Below are 13,011 nucleotides of genomic sequence, written 5' to 3' on the forward strand. Positions count from 1 at the left end.
CTTACGGGTCTGGTAAGAAATGCGAACTGGATCTGTCGGGTCTGCCAGGCCAGGCTCTACGGCATGGCACAGGACACCACTCAGAACCCGGCTCGGGCCCTCTCGCCCGCCGCCACCTCCCTCCACGGGATCCACGTACCGCTCGTCACCCCCTTCGACCGGGCCGGGGAGGTGGCCGCCGAGGCCCTCGAAGGCCTCGCCCACGAGGTGCTCGACGCGGGCGCCACCGGGATCGTCGCCCTCGGCACGACAGCGGAGAGCGCGGCCCTCGACGAGGCGGAGCGCGACCTCGTCACCGACGTGTGCGCCCGGGTCTGCCGGGAGCGGGGCGCGACGCTGACCGTCGGCGCCGGGGCGAGCGGGACCCGGGCCGCCGAGGCCTCGCTGGCCCGGCTGACCCGGTGGCCGCAGGCGCGGGCGGCGCTGGTGACCGTCCCGTCGTTCGTACGGCCCGCGGCGGCGGGGGTGCTGGCACACTTCGCGCACCTGGCCGATGTGAGCCCCGTACCGCTGATCGTTTATCACATCCCGTACCGCACGGGGCAGCCACTCGACGCATCCGCACTGCGGGCGATCGGGGCCATCCCCGGGGTGGCCGGGGTGAAGTACGCGGGCGGGGGCATCGGCGAGGACACGGTCTCGCTGCTCGGTGACCTGCCGGACGGGTTCGAGGTGCTGGCCGGGGACGACGCGTACCTCTCGCCGATGCTGGCGCTGGGCGCGGCGGGCGGGATCCTCGCCTCGGCGCATCTGGCGACGGCCCGGTTCGCGGAGCTGGCCTCGGCCTGGCGGTCGGGGGACGTGGCGCGGGCGCGCACGCTGGGGCACGCGCTGGCCCGGCTGTCCGCGGCGGCCTTCGCCGAGCCCAACCCGACGGTCGTCAAGGGCGCGCTCCACGCGCTGGGGCGGATCCCGACGCCTGACGTGCGGCTCCCCCTGCTGCCGGCCTCGGAAGCGGCGGTGGCGGTCGCTCTGGAGCGCCTGGCGGAGCTCCAGAGCTGAGGATTACGCGCCGGGAAACGTCCGCGATGGGCGATTTACCCCCTACGCGCGAGTCGCCCGAATGAGGCCCCCGGAGAGCCGAGTTGCCCGTATTGGCCGCAGAGCCGCCGGCCCGTGATGTGAGTCACGCCGGATGTGCCAACATCATTTCCCCCGGGAGGCCGATCCCCTTTTCCCGGAAAGGGAATCGGCTATTGCACAGAGACGCCGACAAGGTCATTTACCGGACGTATAGCGGGAAGTCGATCTACCGGTGGAATTGGGCTCTTGTTCCCGCCCGGCGGGCTCGCTTACGGTCACCTCGTTCCTGGTGGTACGCAGCCGAATCCGGCCCGCCTCCCGGGATCTCCGTCCCCCCACGTGAGGAATTCCGCCATGCCCGCAAAGGGAAAGCACCGCCGGCCGAAGCACCACCCGATCACCCGCAAGCTGGCACTCGTCGGCACCGGTGGCGCGGCCCTCACACTCCCGCTGATCAGCGCGACCACCGCCGGGGCGGTGGCGACGACCACCGCCCCCGCAGCTCACACCGCCGCCCCCGCGGCCCCCACCGCCACTCCCACGACCTATTCCGTGGTCGCCGGCGACACTCTTTCCGAGATCGCCGCGGACCATTCCGTGAGCGGCGGCTGGAAGAAGCTCTACGCGGCGAACCGGAGCGTCATCGGCGACAACCCGGCGATCATCCGGCCCGGTATCAAGCTGAACCTCGGCACCCAGGGCGAGACCGCCCGCGCGAGCAGGTCCGCCGCCCGGCCCGCCCTCGCGCCGGCCGCCAAGCCCGCCTACGCGAACAATCTCGACGGATGGATCCGCGAGTCCCTCGACGTGATGGCCAAGCACGGAATTCCCGGAACCTACAACGGAATTCACCGCAACGTGATGCGGGAGTCCTCGGGCAACCCCCTCGCCATCAACAACTGGGACATCAACGCCCAGAACGGGATCCCGTCCAAGGGCCTGCTCCAGGTCATCGACCCGACGTTCCAGGCCTATCACGTGCCCGGCACCTCGCAGGACTCCTACGACCCGGTCGCGAACATCACGGCAGCCTGCAACTACGCGGCAGCCCGCTACGGTTCGATCGACAACGTCAACGGGGCGTACTAGAAACGCTCAGAGCCAGCCCTGGCGGCGGGCGGCCCGAACGGCCTCCATGCGGTTGCGGGTGCCGGTCTTGCCGATGGCCGAGGACAGGTAGTTCCTCACCGTCGACTCCGACAGGTACAGCTTCGCGGCGATGTCGGCGACGGTCGCCCCGTCCACCGCGGCGTTCAGGACGTCCACCTCGCGCCGGGTCAGCGGATTCGGTCCGGCGCCGAGCGCGGCGGCCGCGAGCGAGGGGTCGATCACGGTCTCCCCGGCGAGCACCCGGCGTATCGCGGCGGCCAGTTCCTCCACCGGCCCGTCCTTCACCAGGAACCCGGCGGCTCCGGCCTCCATCGCCCGCCGCAGGTAGCCGGGGCGCCCGAAGGTGGTCAGGATCAGCACGCGGCAGCCGGGGCACCGCGTGCGCAGCTCGGCGGCGGCGTCGAGGCCGCTGCGGCCCGGGAGTTCGATGTCGAGCAGGGCCACGTCGGGCCGGGCCTCCAGCGCGGCGGGCACGATCTCGTCCCCGGCGGCGACCTGCGCCACGACCTCGATGTCCTCCTCGAGCCCGAGCAGCAGGGCCAGCGCGCCCCGCATCATGCCCTGGTCCTCCGCCAGCAGGACCCTGATCATGCGCGCTCCTCAATCCCTTGTCCGGCCGGCTCCAGCGGCAGTTCCACGGTGACCCGGAAACCGCGGCCCGGGGCTGGGCCGCTGCGCAGGGTGCCGCCCGCCACGGCGAGGCGCTCGGTGAGCCCGGTCAGTCCGCTGCCCGGCGCGGTCGAGCCTACGCCGCCCCCGTCGTCCGTGATCACCAGCCGGACCTTCTCGGCGAAGCTCCGCAGCTCGATCTCGCACGTGTCGGCGCCACTGTGCCGGACGGCGTTGGTGACGGCCTCGCGGACCACCCAGCCCAGCAGCGCCGCCGCCTGCGGGGGCAGCGGGGGCCCGGCCTGCCGTACGACGGGCTCGATCCCGGCGGCGGTCAGCGCACCCCGGGCCCGGTCGAGCTCGGCCGCCAGGCTCGCCTCGCGGTACCCGGTGACAGCCTCACGGATCTCGGTGAGCGCCTGACGGCCGACGGACTCGATGTCGCGGACCTGCTCCAGGGCCGCGTCCATGTCGCGCGGGGCGATCCGGCGGGCCGCCTCCGACTTCACGACGATCACCGACAGGGTGTGGCCGAGCAGGTCGTGCAGATCACGGGAGAACCGCAGCCGCTCCTGGTCCACGGCGGCCCGCGCCAGCTCCTGCCGAGTGTCGCGGAGTTCCTTCACCGTCTCGGACAGGGCCAGGATGGCCGCGGTGACCATGCCGGACAGGAAGGTCCCGTAGACGATGCCGAGTGCGTCCCAGCCCTGCTGCAGCCCCGCGATCACTCCGGCGAGGGCCGTGACGCCGAACATCACCGGGCCGAGCTGCCGGCCCCGGACCACCGCGCCGGTGGCGAGGCCCAGCAGCGGGAAGAACAGCAGCCAGTTGTCTCCGTAGGCGATGGCGAGGGCGCAGGTGACCGCGCCCAGCGCGATCAGGCACCAGCGGGTGCTCCGCGCCTCCCGCGCCGGCTTGTGGAAGGCGCGGAACACCAGGGTGATGTAGAGGGAGTTGAAGACCAGCAGGCCCAGGCCGCCGATCCAGGGGTTGGGTGTCTCGCCGTGGATGACGTTGGACATCGCTCCCATCCCCAGGAGCAGCCAGGGCAGCAGGGTGAAGGCACTGGGCGGGCCCACCGGGCCGTGCCCGCGGCCGTGCCCGCGGCCGTGCCCGCGGCCGTGCCCGCGGCCGTGACCTTGGCCTTGGTCTTGGTCTTGATCTTGGCCTTGGTCTTGACCTTGATCTTGACCTTGATCTCGCATCCCCGTTCCCCGCTTCATGAGTTACGCCGTCCTCGCGGACCGACGGTACGAGAGCACCGCGTACGAGCCGAACACCAGGGCCCACACCGCGACCACCGCCACCGCGACGGGGCCGGGGGCCGCGCCGGTGGCGACGGACTGGCCGATCTCGGCGAAGCGGCGGGTCGGGGTGAGTCCGGAGAGGGAGCGCAGCCACTGCGGAAACAGCTCGACGGGGAACCAGAGGCCCCCGGCCACGGAGAGCGCGAGGCTGCAGCCCACGTTGACGAGCCCGGTGGTCTGGGCGGTGAGCCGGTAGCCGTTGCCCAGGCCGAGCAGGGTGAAGGGGAACGCGCCGAGCCAGAGCACGAGGATGAGTGCGCCCCACTGCCAGGCCTCCATCCGGACGCCGTTGACGACCGCGCCCGCGGCGAGCACCGCGGCGATGGCCGGCAGCACGATGACCGAGCCGGTCAGCGCCCGCCCGGCCACCACCTGGCGCGGGGTCATCGGGGTGACCCGCAACTGGCGGAGCCAGCCGACGCCCTTGTCCTCGGCGACGCCGGTCCCCGTCGACAGGGCCGCGCCCAAGGCCCCGTAGGCGGCCATGGCCACCATGGAGGCGGTCCTCCACTCGGTCCCGCTGCTGCCCAGGTTGGTGAACATCAGGTACATGAGCACCGGCATGCCGATGCCGAAGACGACGAAGGCGGTGTCGCGCAGGGTGCGGCGGACTTCCAGGCGGACGTAGGCGGTGATCATCGGGCACTCCCCGCGGCAGTGGTGGGGCCGGTGGCGCCGGCCTCGGTCAGGGCGAGGAAGGCCTCGTCGAGCGAGGGCGCGGTGACCTCGATCCCCCGGACGGCGCCGAGGCCGGCGAGGGCGACGACGGTGGCGTCCGGATCCTGAGTACGCAGCCGGGCCCGGTCTTCCCGTACCTCCACGGAGACCACCCCGGGCAGCGCGCCGAGGGGCGCGGAGGAGTGCCCGGCCAGGTCGAAGGAGACCAGTGACCCGCCCGCGGCGCGGCGCAGTTGCTCACCCGTGCCGTCGGCGACGATCCGGCCGCGGTCCACGACCACGATCCGGTCGGCGTGGGCGTCGGCCTCCTCCAGGTAGTGCGTGGAGAACAGGACGGTGTTGCCGCGCCGGGCATAGCCGCGCATGGACGCCCAGAAGGCCCGGCGGGCTTCCACGTCGAGGGCGGCGGTCGGCTCGTCCAGCACGATCAGCTCCGGGTTGCCGGCGAGGGCGACGGCGAAGCGGACCCTCTGGGCCTGACCTCCGGAGAGCCGGTCGATGCGCCGGCCGGCGAGGGCGGTGAGACCGGCGAGTTCCAGCGCCTCGGCGACGGGCATCGGGGCCGGATAGGTCCGGGTGACGAAGGCTATGAGCTCCCGCACGGTGATCCGAGGGACGGCCCTCCCCTCCTGGAGCATCGCGCCCACCCGCCCGGCCCGAACGGCCTGCCCGGGGGTTTCACCGAAGAGGCGCACGCTGCCCGCGTCGGGCTCGTTCAGGCCGAGCAGCAAGCTGATGGCGGTGGACTTGCCGGCGCCGTTGCGGCCCAGCAGGGCCACCGTCTCCCCGCGCCGGATGTCGAGGTCGATGCCCGCGACGGCGTGGACGGGTCCGAAGGATTTGGCGGCGTGCCGGAACCGGATCGCGGGCCGCTCGCCCGGCGGAGTCTTCGTCGTCTGCGTCATGTCCACCACGCTAGGGAGCGGGGCCGCTCCCCCGGCAGATGCGCATGTACGGACACCGGCAGTACAAATGTCACCGCTCCCGCGGGGCTACGGGGCTACGGGGTGCGGGAGCGCACCCCGGCCCGGGCCCTCAGCAGGGTGCGCAGGGGGGCCACCAGGCCGTAGCCGGTGTCCCGGCGCAGGGCCGTGATGCCCGCGCGCTCCACGGCGGTCAGCTGTTGGGCCATCAGCTCCTTCATCGTCGCGGTCACGGGACGCAGCCCGGGATCGGCGAGGTCGAGGATGCCGTCGGTGGCCTCGAGGGCGGCCCGGGCACGGCCGGTTTCGGCGGCGAGGAGCGCGCGCACGGCGGGGGTGTCGCGGGCCTGTTCGAGGTCGGCGCGGGTCACGGAGTGCTCGTCGAGGCGGGCGCGCGGGATGCAGAGACGGCTGTCCGCCAGGTCCCCGGCGAGGTCCGCGAGGAAGTCGACCCGCTGGGCGGCGTCGACGAACCGCCGCCAGGCCGCGGCCTGTTCGGGGTCCGGCCCGCCCTGGTACTGGAGGCCGGTGAAGACCAGCACCCCCGGCCAGGCGTAGGCGTCGAGGTAGGCCTGGAACTCCGCCTCGTCGGCGAAGCCGTCGAAACCGGCCTCCGCGGTGGCGGCGCCTTCGAGGAACCGGGAGACCCAGTGCGCGGGCAGGGCGCGGGAGTCCACGGCGTGCGCGTAGGCGCGCAGCAGGGGGTCGGGGCTGTCCCCGGTCTTCAGGGCGGCTTCGACCCGCTCGGTCAACGCGGCCAGGTTGGCGGCCCGTTGCGGCACAGTGCCGGTCTCGGCCACGTCGTCGACCAGGTTCATGAAGGCGAGGCCGGCGGCGAGCCAGGGCACCAGGGGCGGCGCGGCGAGCAGGCGCAGCGCGAGGTACGGGGCGGGTTCGCGGCGGAGTACCCGGCGGGCGGCGTGGGTGTAGTCCTCCCGCAGCCGGGTGCCGGATATCCCGGCGGCCGTGAGGGTGGTGCGCCAACTCGGCATGGTGGTCGTGCTCCTCGGAACGGGTACGAAGGTCAGGATCGCAGACGCCGGGCGGCGGGCAGCGGCCGCCTCAGGAGCGGTAGACCTTCCTGACCTTGCCGTCGGTGCCGGCCAGCACGTAGCCGCCCTGCCCGTACTCGTCGCTGAGGTAGGGCCGCATGGACGGGCTCTGGTCCAGCATCCAGGGCTCGACGATCACGTAGCGGGTGGACGGGTTCGCCACGCCCAGGTCCTTCTTGGCCTGCTCCAGGAGGGCGGGCAGGGTGTCCCATTCGACCGTGGCCATGTCGATGAGCGGGGCGCGGTCCTTGACGGTGCCGGCGGGGCCGGTGCGGGTGACCCCGCCGTCGCGGTACTGCCAGGAGTCAACGGTCTTGGCTCCGGGGGCGGTGGGGACGGATGCTATGACGTAGTCGTCGTAGATCCGCAGGTTCACGAAGCTGGTGGTGCCGGTCTGCTGCTTCAGGGCCGCCAGGGCGGTCCGGATGCTGGCGGGGGTGAGCAGGCTGCCCTGGGGGGCCTCGCCCTTGCTCGTGCTCGCCTTGGGGCCGGGGGTCGAGGGGGTCGGGGAAGTTGCGGGGCCGGCGCTGCCGGTGGGGCCGCTGCTGATGCCACCCTTCGCGTCGCCGCCGGAGGCGGAGCCGTCCGGGAGCCACTTGACGATCCCGACCGTCCCGGCCACGAGGACCGCCGCGACGGCGGCGCCGAGCAGGACCGGGCGCCTGCGCGGGGTCGCCTCCGCCGGGAGGGGCGCGGTGACCGCGTACGGGTGGGGCACCGGGCCGAACGGCGGCGGTGTGGGCGGCCCGTACTGCCCTACGACCGGCGGGGCCGCCGCAGCCGCCGGGCCCGCCGGAGCCGTGCCGAGAGCGGTGCTCGCGTCCCGGAGCAGTCGTTCCAGCTGCTCCGCGTCGGGTCGCGCGGCCGGATCCCGTACGAGCAGCCGTTCGAGTACGGGCGCCAGCGGGCCGGAGCGTACGGGCGCCGGGATCGGTTCGTCGAGCACGGCCACCACGGTGGCCAGGCTGGTGGCCCGGCGCAGCGGGTGGACGCCCTCCGCGGCCACGTACAGCAGCATGCCGAGCGACCACAGGTCGGAGGCGGCCAGCCCCTCCTCCCCGCGGACGCGCTCGGGTGCGATGTACTCCGGCGAGCCGATCAGCACACCGGTGGAGGTGAGACCTGTCGAGCCGTGCAGGGCCGCGATGCCGAAGTCGGTGAGCACCGCCGATCCGTCGGGGCGCAGCAGCACGTTGGCCGGTTTCACATCCCGGTGCAGGACCCCTTCGGCGTGTGCGGCGCGCAGTGCGGACAGGAGGTCGAGGCCGAGCCGGAGCACGTCAGCCGTCGGCAGCGGGCCGGACGCCAGCCGGTCGTGCAGGGAACCGCCCTTGACCAGTTCCATCACGATCCACGGATGACCGTCCGTGCCGTCGGCGGGCTCGACGATGTGGTGGATCGTGACCACGTGCGGGTGGGCGAGACGGGCGAGGGCCCGGGCCTCGCGGACGGCTCGTTCGCGCAGCTGGGCGGCGAGACCGGGCTGGGCGGCGGCGGTCGCCGGGTCCGGCGGGCGCACCTCCTTGAGTGCGACCTCGCGGTGCAGTGCGATGTCGCGGGCGCGCCACACCGTTCCCATGCCGCCGCTGCCCAGGGGCGCGACCAGCTCGAAGCGCCCGTCGATCGGCTGTCTGCCGGCCTCACTCGTGTCCATGGCCGGTCATCGTAAGGGGCGCAGACGTCAGCAGCGTCGGCGGTCCGCCGTGAGGATGCCCTGCACGGTGGTGACCGTACGGTCGTAGCACCCGACGGGGGCCGGGGACCCGTACAGGCGGGAGCGGGCGGAGGTGGTGGCGACCGCGTGCCGCTGGTCGCGCGGGACGTTCGCGGTGTAGGTGGCGTCGCCCGTGTAGCGGTCGTCGAGCCGGGAGATGTCGGTCTTCCGGCCGCCGCGCAGGGTGGCGGTGTCCGCGCGGTCGCCGAGCGAGAGGACGGTGCGCAGCCGGTCGCCGGCGCCGAGGGTGGTCTCGCCGTCCACCGTGTAGGTGCGGTGGGTGCGGGTGCCGGTGGCCCCCCGGGTCACGGTCTCCTCGTCGGTCCAGGTGGCGGTGAGCGCGTCGCGGTTCTCGCCGTCGGTCCAGCGGTGGACGGAGGTGCCCCGCACGGCGCGGGTGACGGTGGTGGTGACCCGCCCGTGGGAGGTGTCGAGGTGTCCGGCGACGGTCAGCCGGTGACCGCCCTCGGTGTCGAGGCGGTGTTCGCCGCCGGGTGCGGCGGGGGTCCAGCGGGAGGAGTTGGCCGGGTCGCTCTGCTCGTTCCGGGTCAGGGCGCCGGTGACGACCTCCCGGGCCTCGTCCTGCCACAGCAGCAGGTTGGTGGGGGTGCTCCAGCCGCTCTGCCCGGCCGGCACCCCGGCCACGGACACCTCGATCCGGTGCGGGCGGCCGTCGTTGAGGAGCGCGGCGTAGGGGGTCAGGTCGTAGCGGATCGGCTGGACGTCGAAGGCGCGGAGGCCGGGGGTGACGTACCAGAGGAAGGGGTTGGACCAGCCGCCGGTCCAGACGGTGGGGAAGGGCGCGGCGATGCCGGCGAGCTGTCCGTCCACGGAGACGCGGACCTCGCGGTAGGGGCCGTCGGCGGCCTTGCAGGAGTACGGGGCCGCGTCCGGGGTGGTCATGTACCAGTACTCCTCGCAGCCGCCGCCCGAGCCGGTGGCGTACACCTCGGCGACGAGGCGCTCCGTGTTGCGCGGGGTGGTGACGGCCGGGGTGGTGAGGGGCAGGACGCGGTCGGGGGTCTCGGCGGGACCGGTGCGGCCCTCGGCGGCGTAGAAGGTGAGGGTGACCTTGACGTCGATGACGCCGGTGTAGGTGTCGTTGACGACGTTGCCGATCAGCATCTCGACGGGCTGCGGGCGGGCGAGGGTGTCGCGGTAGCGCGTGACGTCCTTCTCGACGGACCAGGTGATGCCGTCGGGCGAGGGCTGGGGGGTGGAGGTCCGCAGGATCTCGACGCCGCCGAGGGAGAGGTGGCCGAGGCGGTCGTACTGGCGGCCCTTGACCTTGCCGTCGAGGCGGAGCACCACCGCGGCCCAGTGGTCGGCGCCGCAGCCCTGGGGCGGGGCGTAGTTGCCCCGGTAGGGGGTGAAGTCGCGGAACTGCGCCTCCGCGAGGGTGACTTCGCAGGACCGGGTCCCGGGCCGGGCCACGGGTGGGCCGGCGGTGAGGGGGTCGTGCCAGTCGGTGCCGAACTCGGCGGGCGGTGTTTCGCCTCCGGGCGCGGGCACGGGGGCGGCGGCGTTCGCGGGTCCCGCGGTGCCGGCCAGGGTGGCCGCGGCGAGGGTCAGCGCGCCGAGCAGGCCCATGGTCCTGTGTCGTCTCATGGGCCAGCAGTGAAACCGGCCCGTCCGGCCGGCGCCAGGGCTCGCGCCCCGGCCCTGGCCTGATTTCGCCGGTCGCGCGCCGGTCGGACCGGTCGGGCGCCGGTCGGACCGGTCGGGCGCCGGTCGGACCGGTCGGGCGCCGGTCGGGCCGGGCGGGCCGGCAGGACGACGACTCAGTCGCGGGAGTTGCCGAAGAGGATCCGGTAACCGATCAGCAGGACCAGCGAGCCCGCGATGGCGGAGCCCCAGGTGGCGACGTCGAAGAACTGGGTCTGGATCGGCCGGTCCAGGAACTTCGCCGAGAGCCAGCCGCCGATGAAGGCGCCGGCCACGCCGATGAGGGTGGTGCCGATCAGGCCGCCGGGGTCCCGGCCGGGCAGCAGGACCTTGGCTATGCCTCCGGCCAGCAGTCCCAGGATGATCCAGCCGATGATCCCCATGTCCATGCACTCCGTTTCGGTGTTCCGGTGGTTCTCCAGGGAGGACGCGCCCGGGGCCGAAACGGTTCTCCGTACGCTCAGCGGTGGTGGGCCGGGGTGAGCGCGCCGAGCGGTGCGGCGGGCGACGGGACGGAAGCCGGGACGGGCGGCGGCGCGGGCGGCGTACGCGTGAGCAGGAGGACCCCGCGTGCCGCGGCCAGGGCTCCGGCCAGGGCCAGTAGCACTCCCGCCGCGCCGCCCTGGAGGCGTTCGCCGAGCAGGACCATGCCGATCGCGGCCGCGGCCAGCGGGTTGGCCAGGTTGACCACGGCGAGCGGGGCACCGAGCCCGCCCCGGTAGGCCCGCTGCGACAGCAGCATCCCGCCGACGGCGAACACCACCACGAGCAGGGCCACGGCGACGACCCGGACGCTGAACAGGGATCCGCCGCGGCCCCCCGCCACGGCCACGGTCTGGGTCAGGGCCGAGGCGGCCGCGGAGGCCAGGCCGGAGGCCGTGGCGTGCCGCAGCCCCGAGCGCGGGTCCTTGGCGGCGGTGAGCAGCAGGATCACGGCGGCCGTGGCCCCGGAGACGGCGAGCGCCTCGGCCAGGGTGAGGGTGTCGTCGGGGGCCGGCCCGGAGGCCGGGAGCAGCAGCAGGCCCAGTCCCGCGACGGTGGCCAGGGTGCCCCGCCATTCGGTGGCGGCCACCCGGCGGCCGGATCCGTGCGCCCCCAGCGGGACGGCGGCCACGAGGGTCAGCGCACCGAGCGGCTGCACCAGTGTGAGCGGTCCGTACCGCAGGGCCGCCGCGTGCAGCAGGGCCGCGGCGGCGTTGAGTCCGGCCGACCACCACCAGGCACCGTTGCCGAGCAGTGCCTTGGCGCTGCGCGCGGCTCCGGCGCGGGCGAGCCGCTCCTGGGCGACGGCGGCGGCCGCGTAGGCCACGGCGGAGGCGAGGCAGAGGCCGACGGCGAGGGCGGTGGCGTTCACCGCTCGGCCCCCACGGGCACGGCGGCGGCGCGCCGCGGACCCGGCAGCTCGGCCACGGCGGTGCCGATGGGGCCCCGGCGCGGGATGAGCAGCAGGGCCACGCCGAGGAGCAGGGCCGCCACGATCGCGTCGAGCCAGTAGTGGTTGGCGGTGCCGACGACCACGAGCAGGGTCAGCGCGGGGTGCAGCAGCCACAGGGCGCGCCACCGGCCGGAGGTGGCGGCGATCATGCCGAGCGCGAGCATCAGCGCCCAGCCGAAGTGCAGGGAGGGCATCGCCGCGAACTGGTTGGCCATGGTGTCGGTGGCCGGCGCGGCCCCGTAGACGCTGGGTCCGTAGACCTGGCCGGTGTCGATCAGGTGCGCGGCCTCGAGCATCCGCGGGGGCGCGAGCGGGAAGGCGAGGTGCAGGGCGAGGGCGGCTCCGGTGAGCACCGCGAGCACGCGGCGGGCCCACAGGTAGTGGTCGGGCCTGCGCAGGTAGAGCCAGATCAGGAAGAGCGCGGTCGCCGGGAAGTGGACGGCCGCGTAGTAGGTGTTGGCGGTGTGGACGAGGGTGTCGCCGTGCAGCAGCAGGCGCTGCACCGCTCCCTCGCCGGGCAGGTGCAGGGCCCGCTCGGCGTCCCAGATCCGCGCGGCGTTGCGGAAGGCCTCCTCGGTGCGTCCGGTCGAGAGCATCCGGCCCGCCTTGTAGACGGTGAACAGCCCCGCGACGAGCAGCAGCTCGCGTATGAGGCGGCGGCGAGCGGCCCTCCGGGCGGCCGCCGCCCCTGCGGGTGTGATGTGGGAGGTCATCCCCCGGTCTCTCTTCCTGTTGCGCACAGATCGACACGCCAGTGTATCGATACATCCGCGTATCGATACGATCGTGTAGCGATACGCTCGCGTTCCCGTACACTCGCACTGGAAGATGCCGCCGAGGCGCCCCCGAGGAGAGCCGCACCCCATGACGTCGACGCCGACCACCGCGCGCCGCTCCAAGATCACTCCGGAGCGGGAGCAGGAGTTCTTCGACGCCGTCCTGGAGCAGCTGCGCGAGCACGGCTACGAGGCCCTGACCATGGAGGGCGTCGCCGCGCGGGCCAGCTGCGGCAAGTCCACGCTCTACCGGCAGTGGAAGACCAAGCCCCAGCTCGTCGCCGCCGCCCTGCGCGCGAACCGGCAGGGCACGCTCGTCGCGGTGGACACCGGGACACTGGCGGGCGACCTGCGCGAGGCGGCCCGGATCGCGGCCTGCACCTCGGGGCGCGACACCCGGCTCACGCAGGCCCTCGGGCACGCGGTGCTCAGCGACGAGGAACTGCAGGCCGCGCTGCGCGAGGCGCTGGTCGAGCCGGAGCTGGCCGCCTTCGCCGTGATGGTGGAGCGGGCGGTGGCGCGCGGCGAGATCACCGCGGACCACCCGGCCGTGGAGTTCCTGCCCGCGCAGCTGATGGGTGTGCTGCGCATCCGGCCGGTGCTCGAAGGGCGCTACGCCGACGCCGACTACCTGGTCCGGTTCGTCGACGCGGTCATGCTCCCCTCCCTGGGCCTCACACCGCCCGGAACCCCCGGAACCCCCGGGGCCCCCTGAACCG

General features: G+C 73.9%; 13 protein-coding genes. 3 read left to right on the plus strand and 10 right to left on the minus strand.

What is annotated here, in order from left to right; all coding sequences use genetic code 11:
- Positions 1 to 63: 63 nt before the first annotated feature.
- Both OHA89_RS04770 and OHA89_RS04775 read left to right on the plus strand, forming a co-directional pair.
- Complete coding sequence (locus OHA89_RS04770; RefSeq protein WP_406365376.1) at positions 64 to 1,002, plus strand: dihydrodipicolinate synthase family protein; 939 nt, start codon at positions 64 to 66, stop codon at positions 1,000 to 1,002.
- Positions 1,003 to 1,377: 375 nt separating this feature from the next.
- Positions 1,378 to 2,112, plus strand: coding sequence for a transglycosylase SLT domain-containing protein (locus OHA89_RS04775; protein WP_406365377.1), 735 nt, complete (start codon positions 1,378 to 1,380; stop codon positions 2,110 to 2,112).
- A gap of 6 nt (positions 2,113 to 2,118) precedes the next feature.
- Here OHA89_RS04775 and OHA89_RS04780 read toward each other — a convergent pair whose 3' ends face one another.
- The 10 genes from OHA89_RS04780 to OHA89_RS04825 all read right to left on the minus strand — a co-directional run bounded on the left by OHA89_RS04780 (position 2,119) and on the right by OHA89_RS04825 (position 12,229).
- Positions 2,119 to 2,724 (minus strand): response regulator transcription factor, encoded by a 606-nt coding sequence (locus OHA89_RS04780; RefSeq protein ID WP_257552921.1) that lies wholly within the window; start codon positions 2,722 to 2,724, stop codon positions 2,119 to 2,121.
- Positions 2,721 to 3,821 carry a sensor histidine kinase gene (locus OHA89_RS04785; RefSeq protein ID WP_406365378.1) on the minus strand — a complete coding sequence of 367 codons (1,101 nt, stop codon included), beginning with the start codon at positions 3,819 to 3,821 and terminating at the stop codon, positions 2,721 to 2,723. The genes OHA89_RS04780 and OHA89_RS04785 overlap by 4 nt, the downstream gene beginning before the upstream one ends.
- 147 nt (positions 3,822 to 3,968) lie before the next feature.
- Positions 3,969 to 4,688 carry an ABC transporter permease gene (locus OHA89_RS04790; protein ID WP_406365379.1) on the minus strand — a complete coding sequence of 240 codons (720 nt, stop codon included), beginning with the start codon at positions 4,686 to 4,688 and terminating at the stop codon, positions 3,969 to 3,971.
- The gene (locus OHA89_RS04795; RefSeq protein ID WP_266613058.1) at positions 4,685 to 5,632 is read right to left on the minus strand and encodes an ABC transporter ATP-binding protein; all 948 of its coding nucleotides are present in this window, start codon (positions 5,630 to 5,632) and stop codon (positions 4,685 to 4,687) included. The genes OHA89_RS04790 and OHA89_RS04795 overlap by 4 nt, the downstream gene beginning before the upstream one ends.
- 95 nt (positions 5,633 to 5,727) lie before the next feature.
- Positions 5,728 to 6,642: a squalene/phytoene synthase family protein gene (locus OHA89_RS04800; RefSeq protein ID WP_406365380.1), complete on the minus strand. Its 915-nt coding sequence runs from the start codon at positions 6,640 to 6,642 to the stop codon at positions 5,728 to 5,730.
- A 70-nt stretch (positions 6,643 to 6,712) separates the two neighbouring features.
- Positions 6,713 to 8,356 (minus strand): serine/threonine-protein kinase, encoded by a 1,644-nt coding sequence (locus OHA89_RS04805; protein ID WP_406365381.1) that lies wholly within the window; start codon positions 8,354 to 8,356, stop codon positions 6,713 to 6,715.
- A 27-nt stretch (positions 8,357 to 8,383) separates the two neighbouring features.
- Positions 8,384 to 10,024 (minus strand): peptide-N4-asparagine amidase, encoded by a 1,641-nt coding sequence (locus tag OHA89_RS04810; RefSeq protein WP_406365382.1) that lies wholly within the window; start codon positions 10,022 to 10,024, stop codon positions 8,384 to 8,386.
- A 173-nt stretch (positions 10,025 to 10,197) separates the two neighbouring features.
- On the minus strand, positions 10,198 to 10,464 hold the full coding sequence (locus OHA89_RS04815; RefSeq protein WP_215149134.1) for a GlsB/YeaQ/YmgE family stress response membrane protein: 267 nt from the start codon (positions 10,462 to 10,464) through the stop codon (positions 10,198 to 10,200).
- 77 nt (positions 10,465 to 10,541) lie between these two features.
- Positions 10,542 to 11,435 (minus strand): hypothetical protein, encoded by an 894-nt coding sequence (locus OHA89_RS04820; protein ID WP_266613065.1) that lies wholly within the window; start codon positions 11,433 to 11,435, stop codon positions 10,542 to 10,544.
- Positions 11,432 to 12,229, minus strand: a complete 798-nt coding sequence (locus OHA89_RS04825; protein ID WP_266613067.1) for a phosphatase PAP2 family protein — start codon at positions 12,227 to 12,229, stop codon at positions 11,432 to 11,434. Before OHA89_RS04825 ends, OHA89_RS04820 begins: the two co-directional genes overlap by 4 nt.
- A 151-nt stretch (positions 12,230 to 12,380) precedes the next feature.
- Here OHA89_RS04825 and OHA89_RS04830 point away from each other — a divergent pair, with 151 nt between their 5' ends.
- Positions 12,381 to 13,007 (plus strand): TetR/AcrR family transcriptional regulator, encoded by a 627-nt coding sequence (locus OHA89_RS04830; RefSeq protein WP_266613069.1) that lies wholly within the window; start codon positions 12,381 to 12,383, stop codon positions 13,005 to 13,007.
- Positions 13,008 to 13,011: the final 4 nt, after the last annotated feature.

It is taken from the genome of Streptomyces sp. NBC_01546 (assembly GCF_045208355.1).
Taxonomy (GTDB): Bacteria; Actinomycetota; Actinomycetes; order Streptomycetales; family Streptomycetaceae; genus Streptomyces.

Excerpts from the sequence above, each read along its gene's own strand:
- OHA89_RS04825 (WP_266613067.1), bottom strand. The coding sequence starts at position 12,229 with ATGACCTCCCACATCACACCCGCAGGGGCGGCGGCCGCCCGGAGGGCC.
- OHA89_RS04805 (WP_406365381.1), bottom strand. The coding sequence starts at position 8,356 with ATGGACACGAGTGAGGCCGGCAGACAGCCGATCGACGGGCGCTTCGAG.
- OHA89_RS04795 (WP_266613058.1), bottom strand. The coding sequence starts at position 5,632 with ATGACGCAGACGACGAAGACTCCGCCGGGCGAGCGGCCCGCGATCCGG.
- OHA89_RS04830 (WP_266613069.1), top strand. The coding sequence starts at position 12,381 with ATGACGTCGACGCCGACCACCGCGCGCCGCTCCAAGATCACTCCGGAG.
- OHA89_RS04810 (WP_406365382.1), bottom strand. The coding sequence starts at position 10,024 with ATGAGACGACACAGGACCATGGGCCTGCTCGGCGCGCTGACCCTCGCC.
- OHA89_RS04790 (WP_406365379.1), bottom strand. The coding sequence starts at position 4,688 with ATGATCACCGCCTACGTCCGCCTGGAAGTCCGCCGCACCCTGCGCGAC.
- OHA89_RS04775 (WP_406365377.1), top strand. The coding sequence starts at position 1,378 with ATGCCCGCAAAGGGAAAGCACCGCCGGCCGAAGCACCACCCGATCACC.
- OHA89_RS04815 (WP_215149134.1), bottom strand. The coding sequence starts at position 10,464 with ATGGGGATCATCGGCTGGATCATCCTGGGACTGCTGGCCGGAGGCATA.
- OHA89_RS04780 (WP_257552921.1), bottom strand. The coding sequence starts at position 2,724 with ATGATCAGGGTCCTGCTGGCGGAGGACCAGGGCATGATGCGGGGCGCG.
- OHA89_RS04770 (WP_406365376.1), top strand. The coding sequence starts at position 64 with ATGGCACAGGACACCACTCAGAACCCGGCTCGGGCCCTCTCGCCCGCC.
- OHA89_RS04800 (WP_406365380.1), bottom strand. The coding sequence starts at position 6,642 with ATGCCGAGTTGGCGCACCACCCTCACGGCCGCCGGGATATCCGGCACC.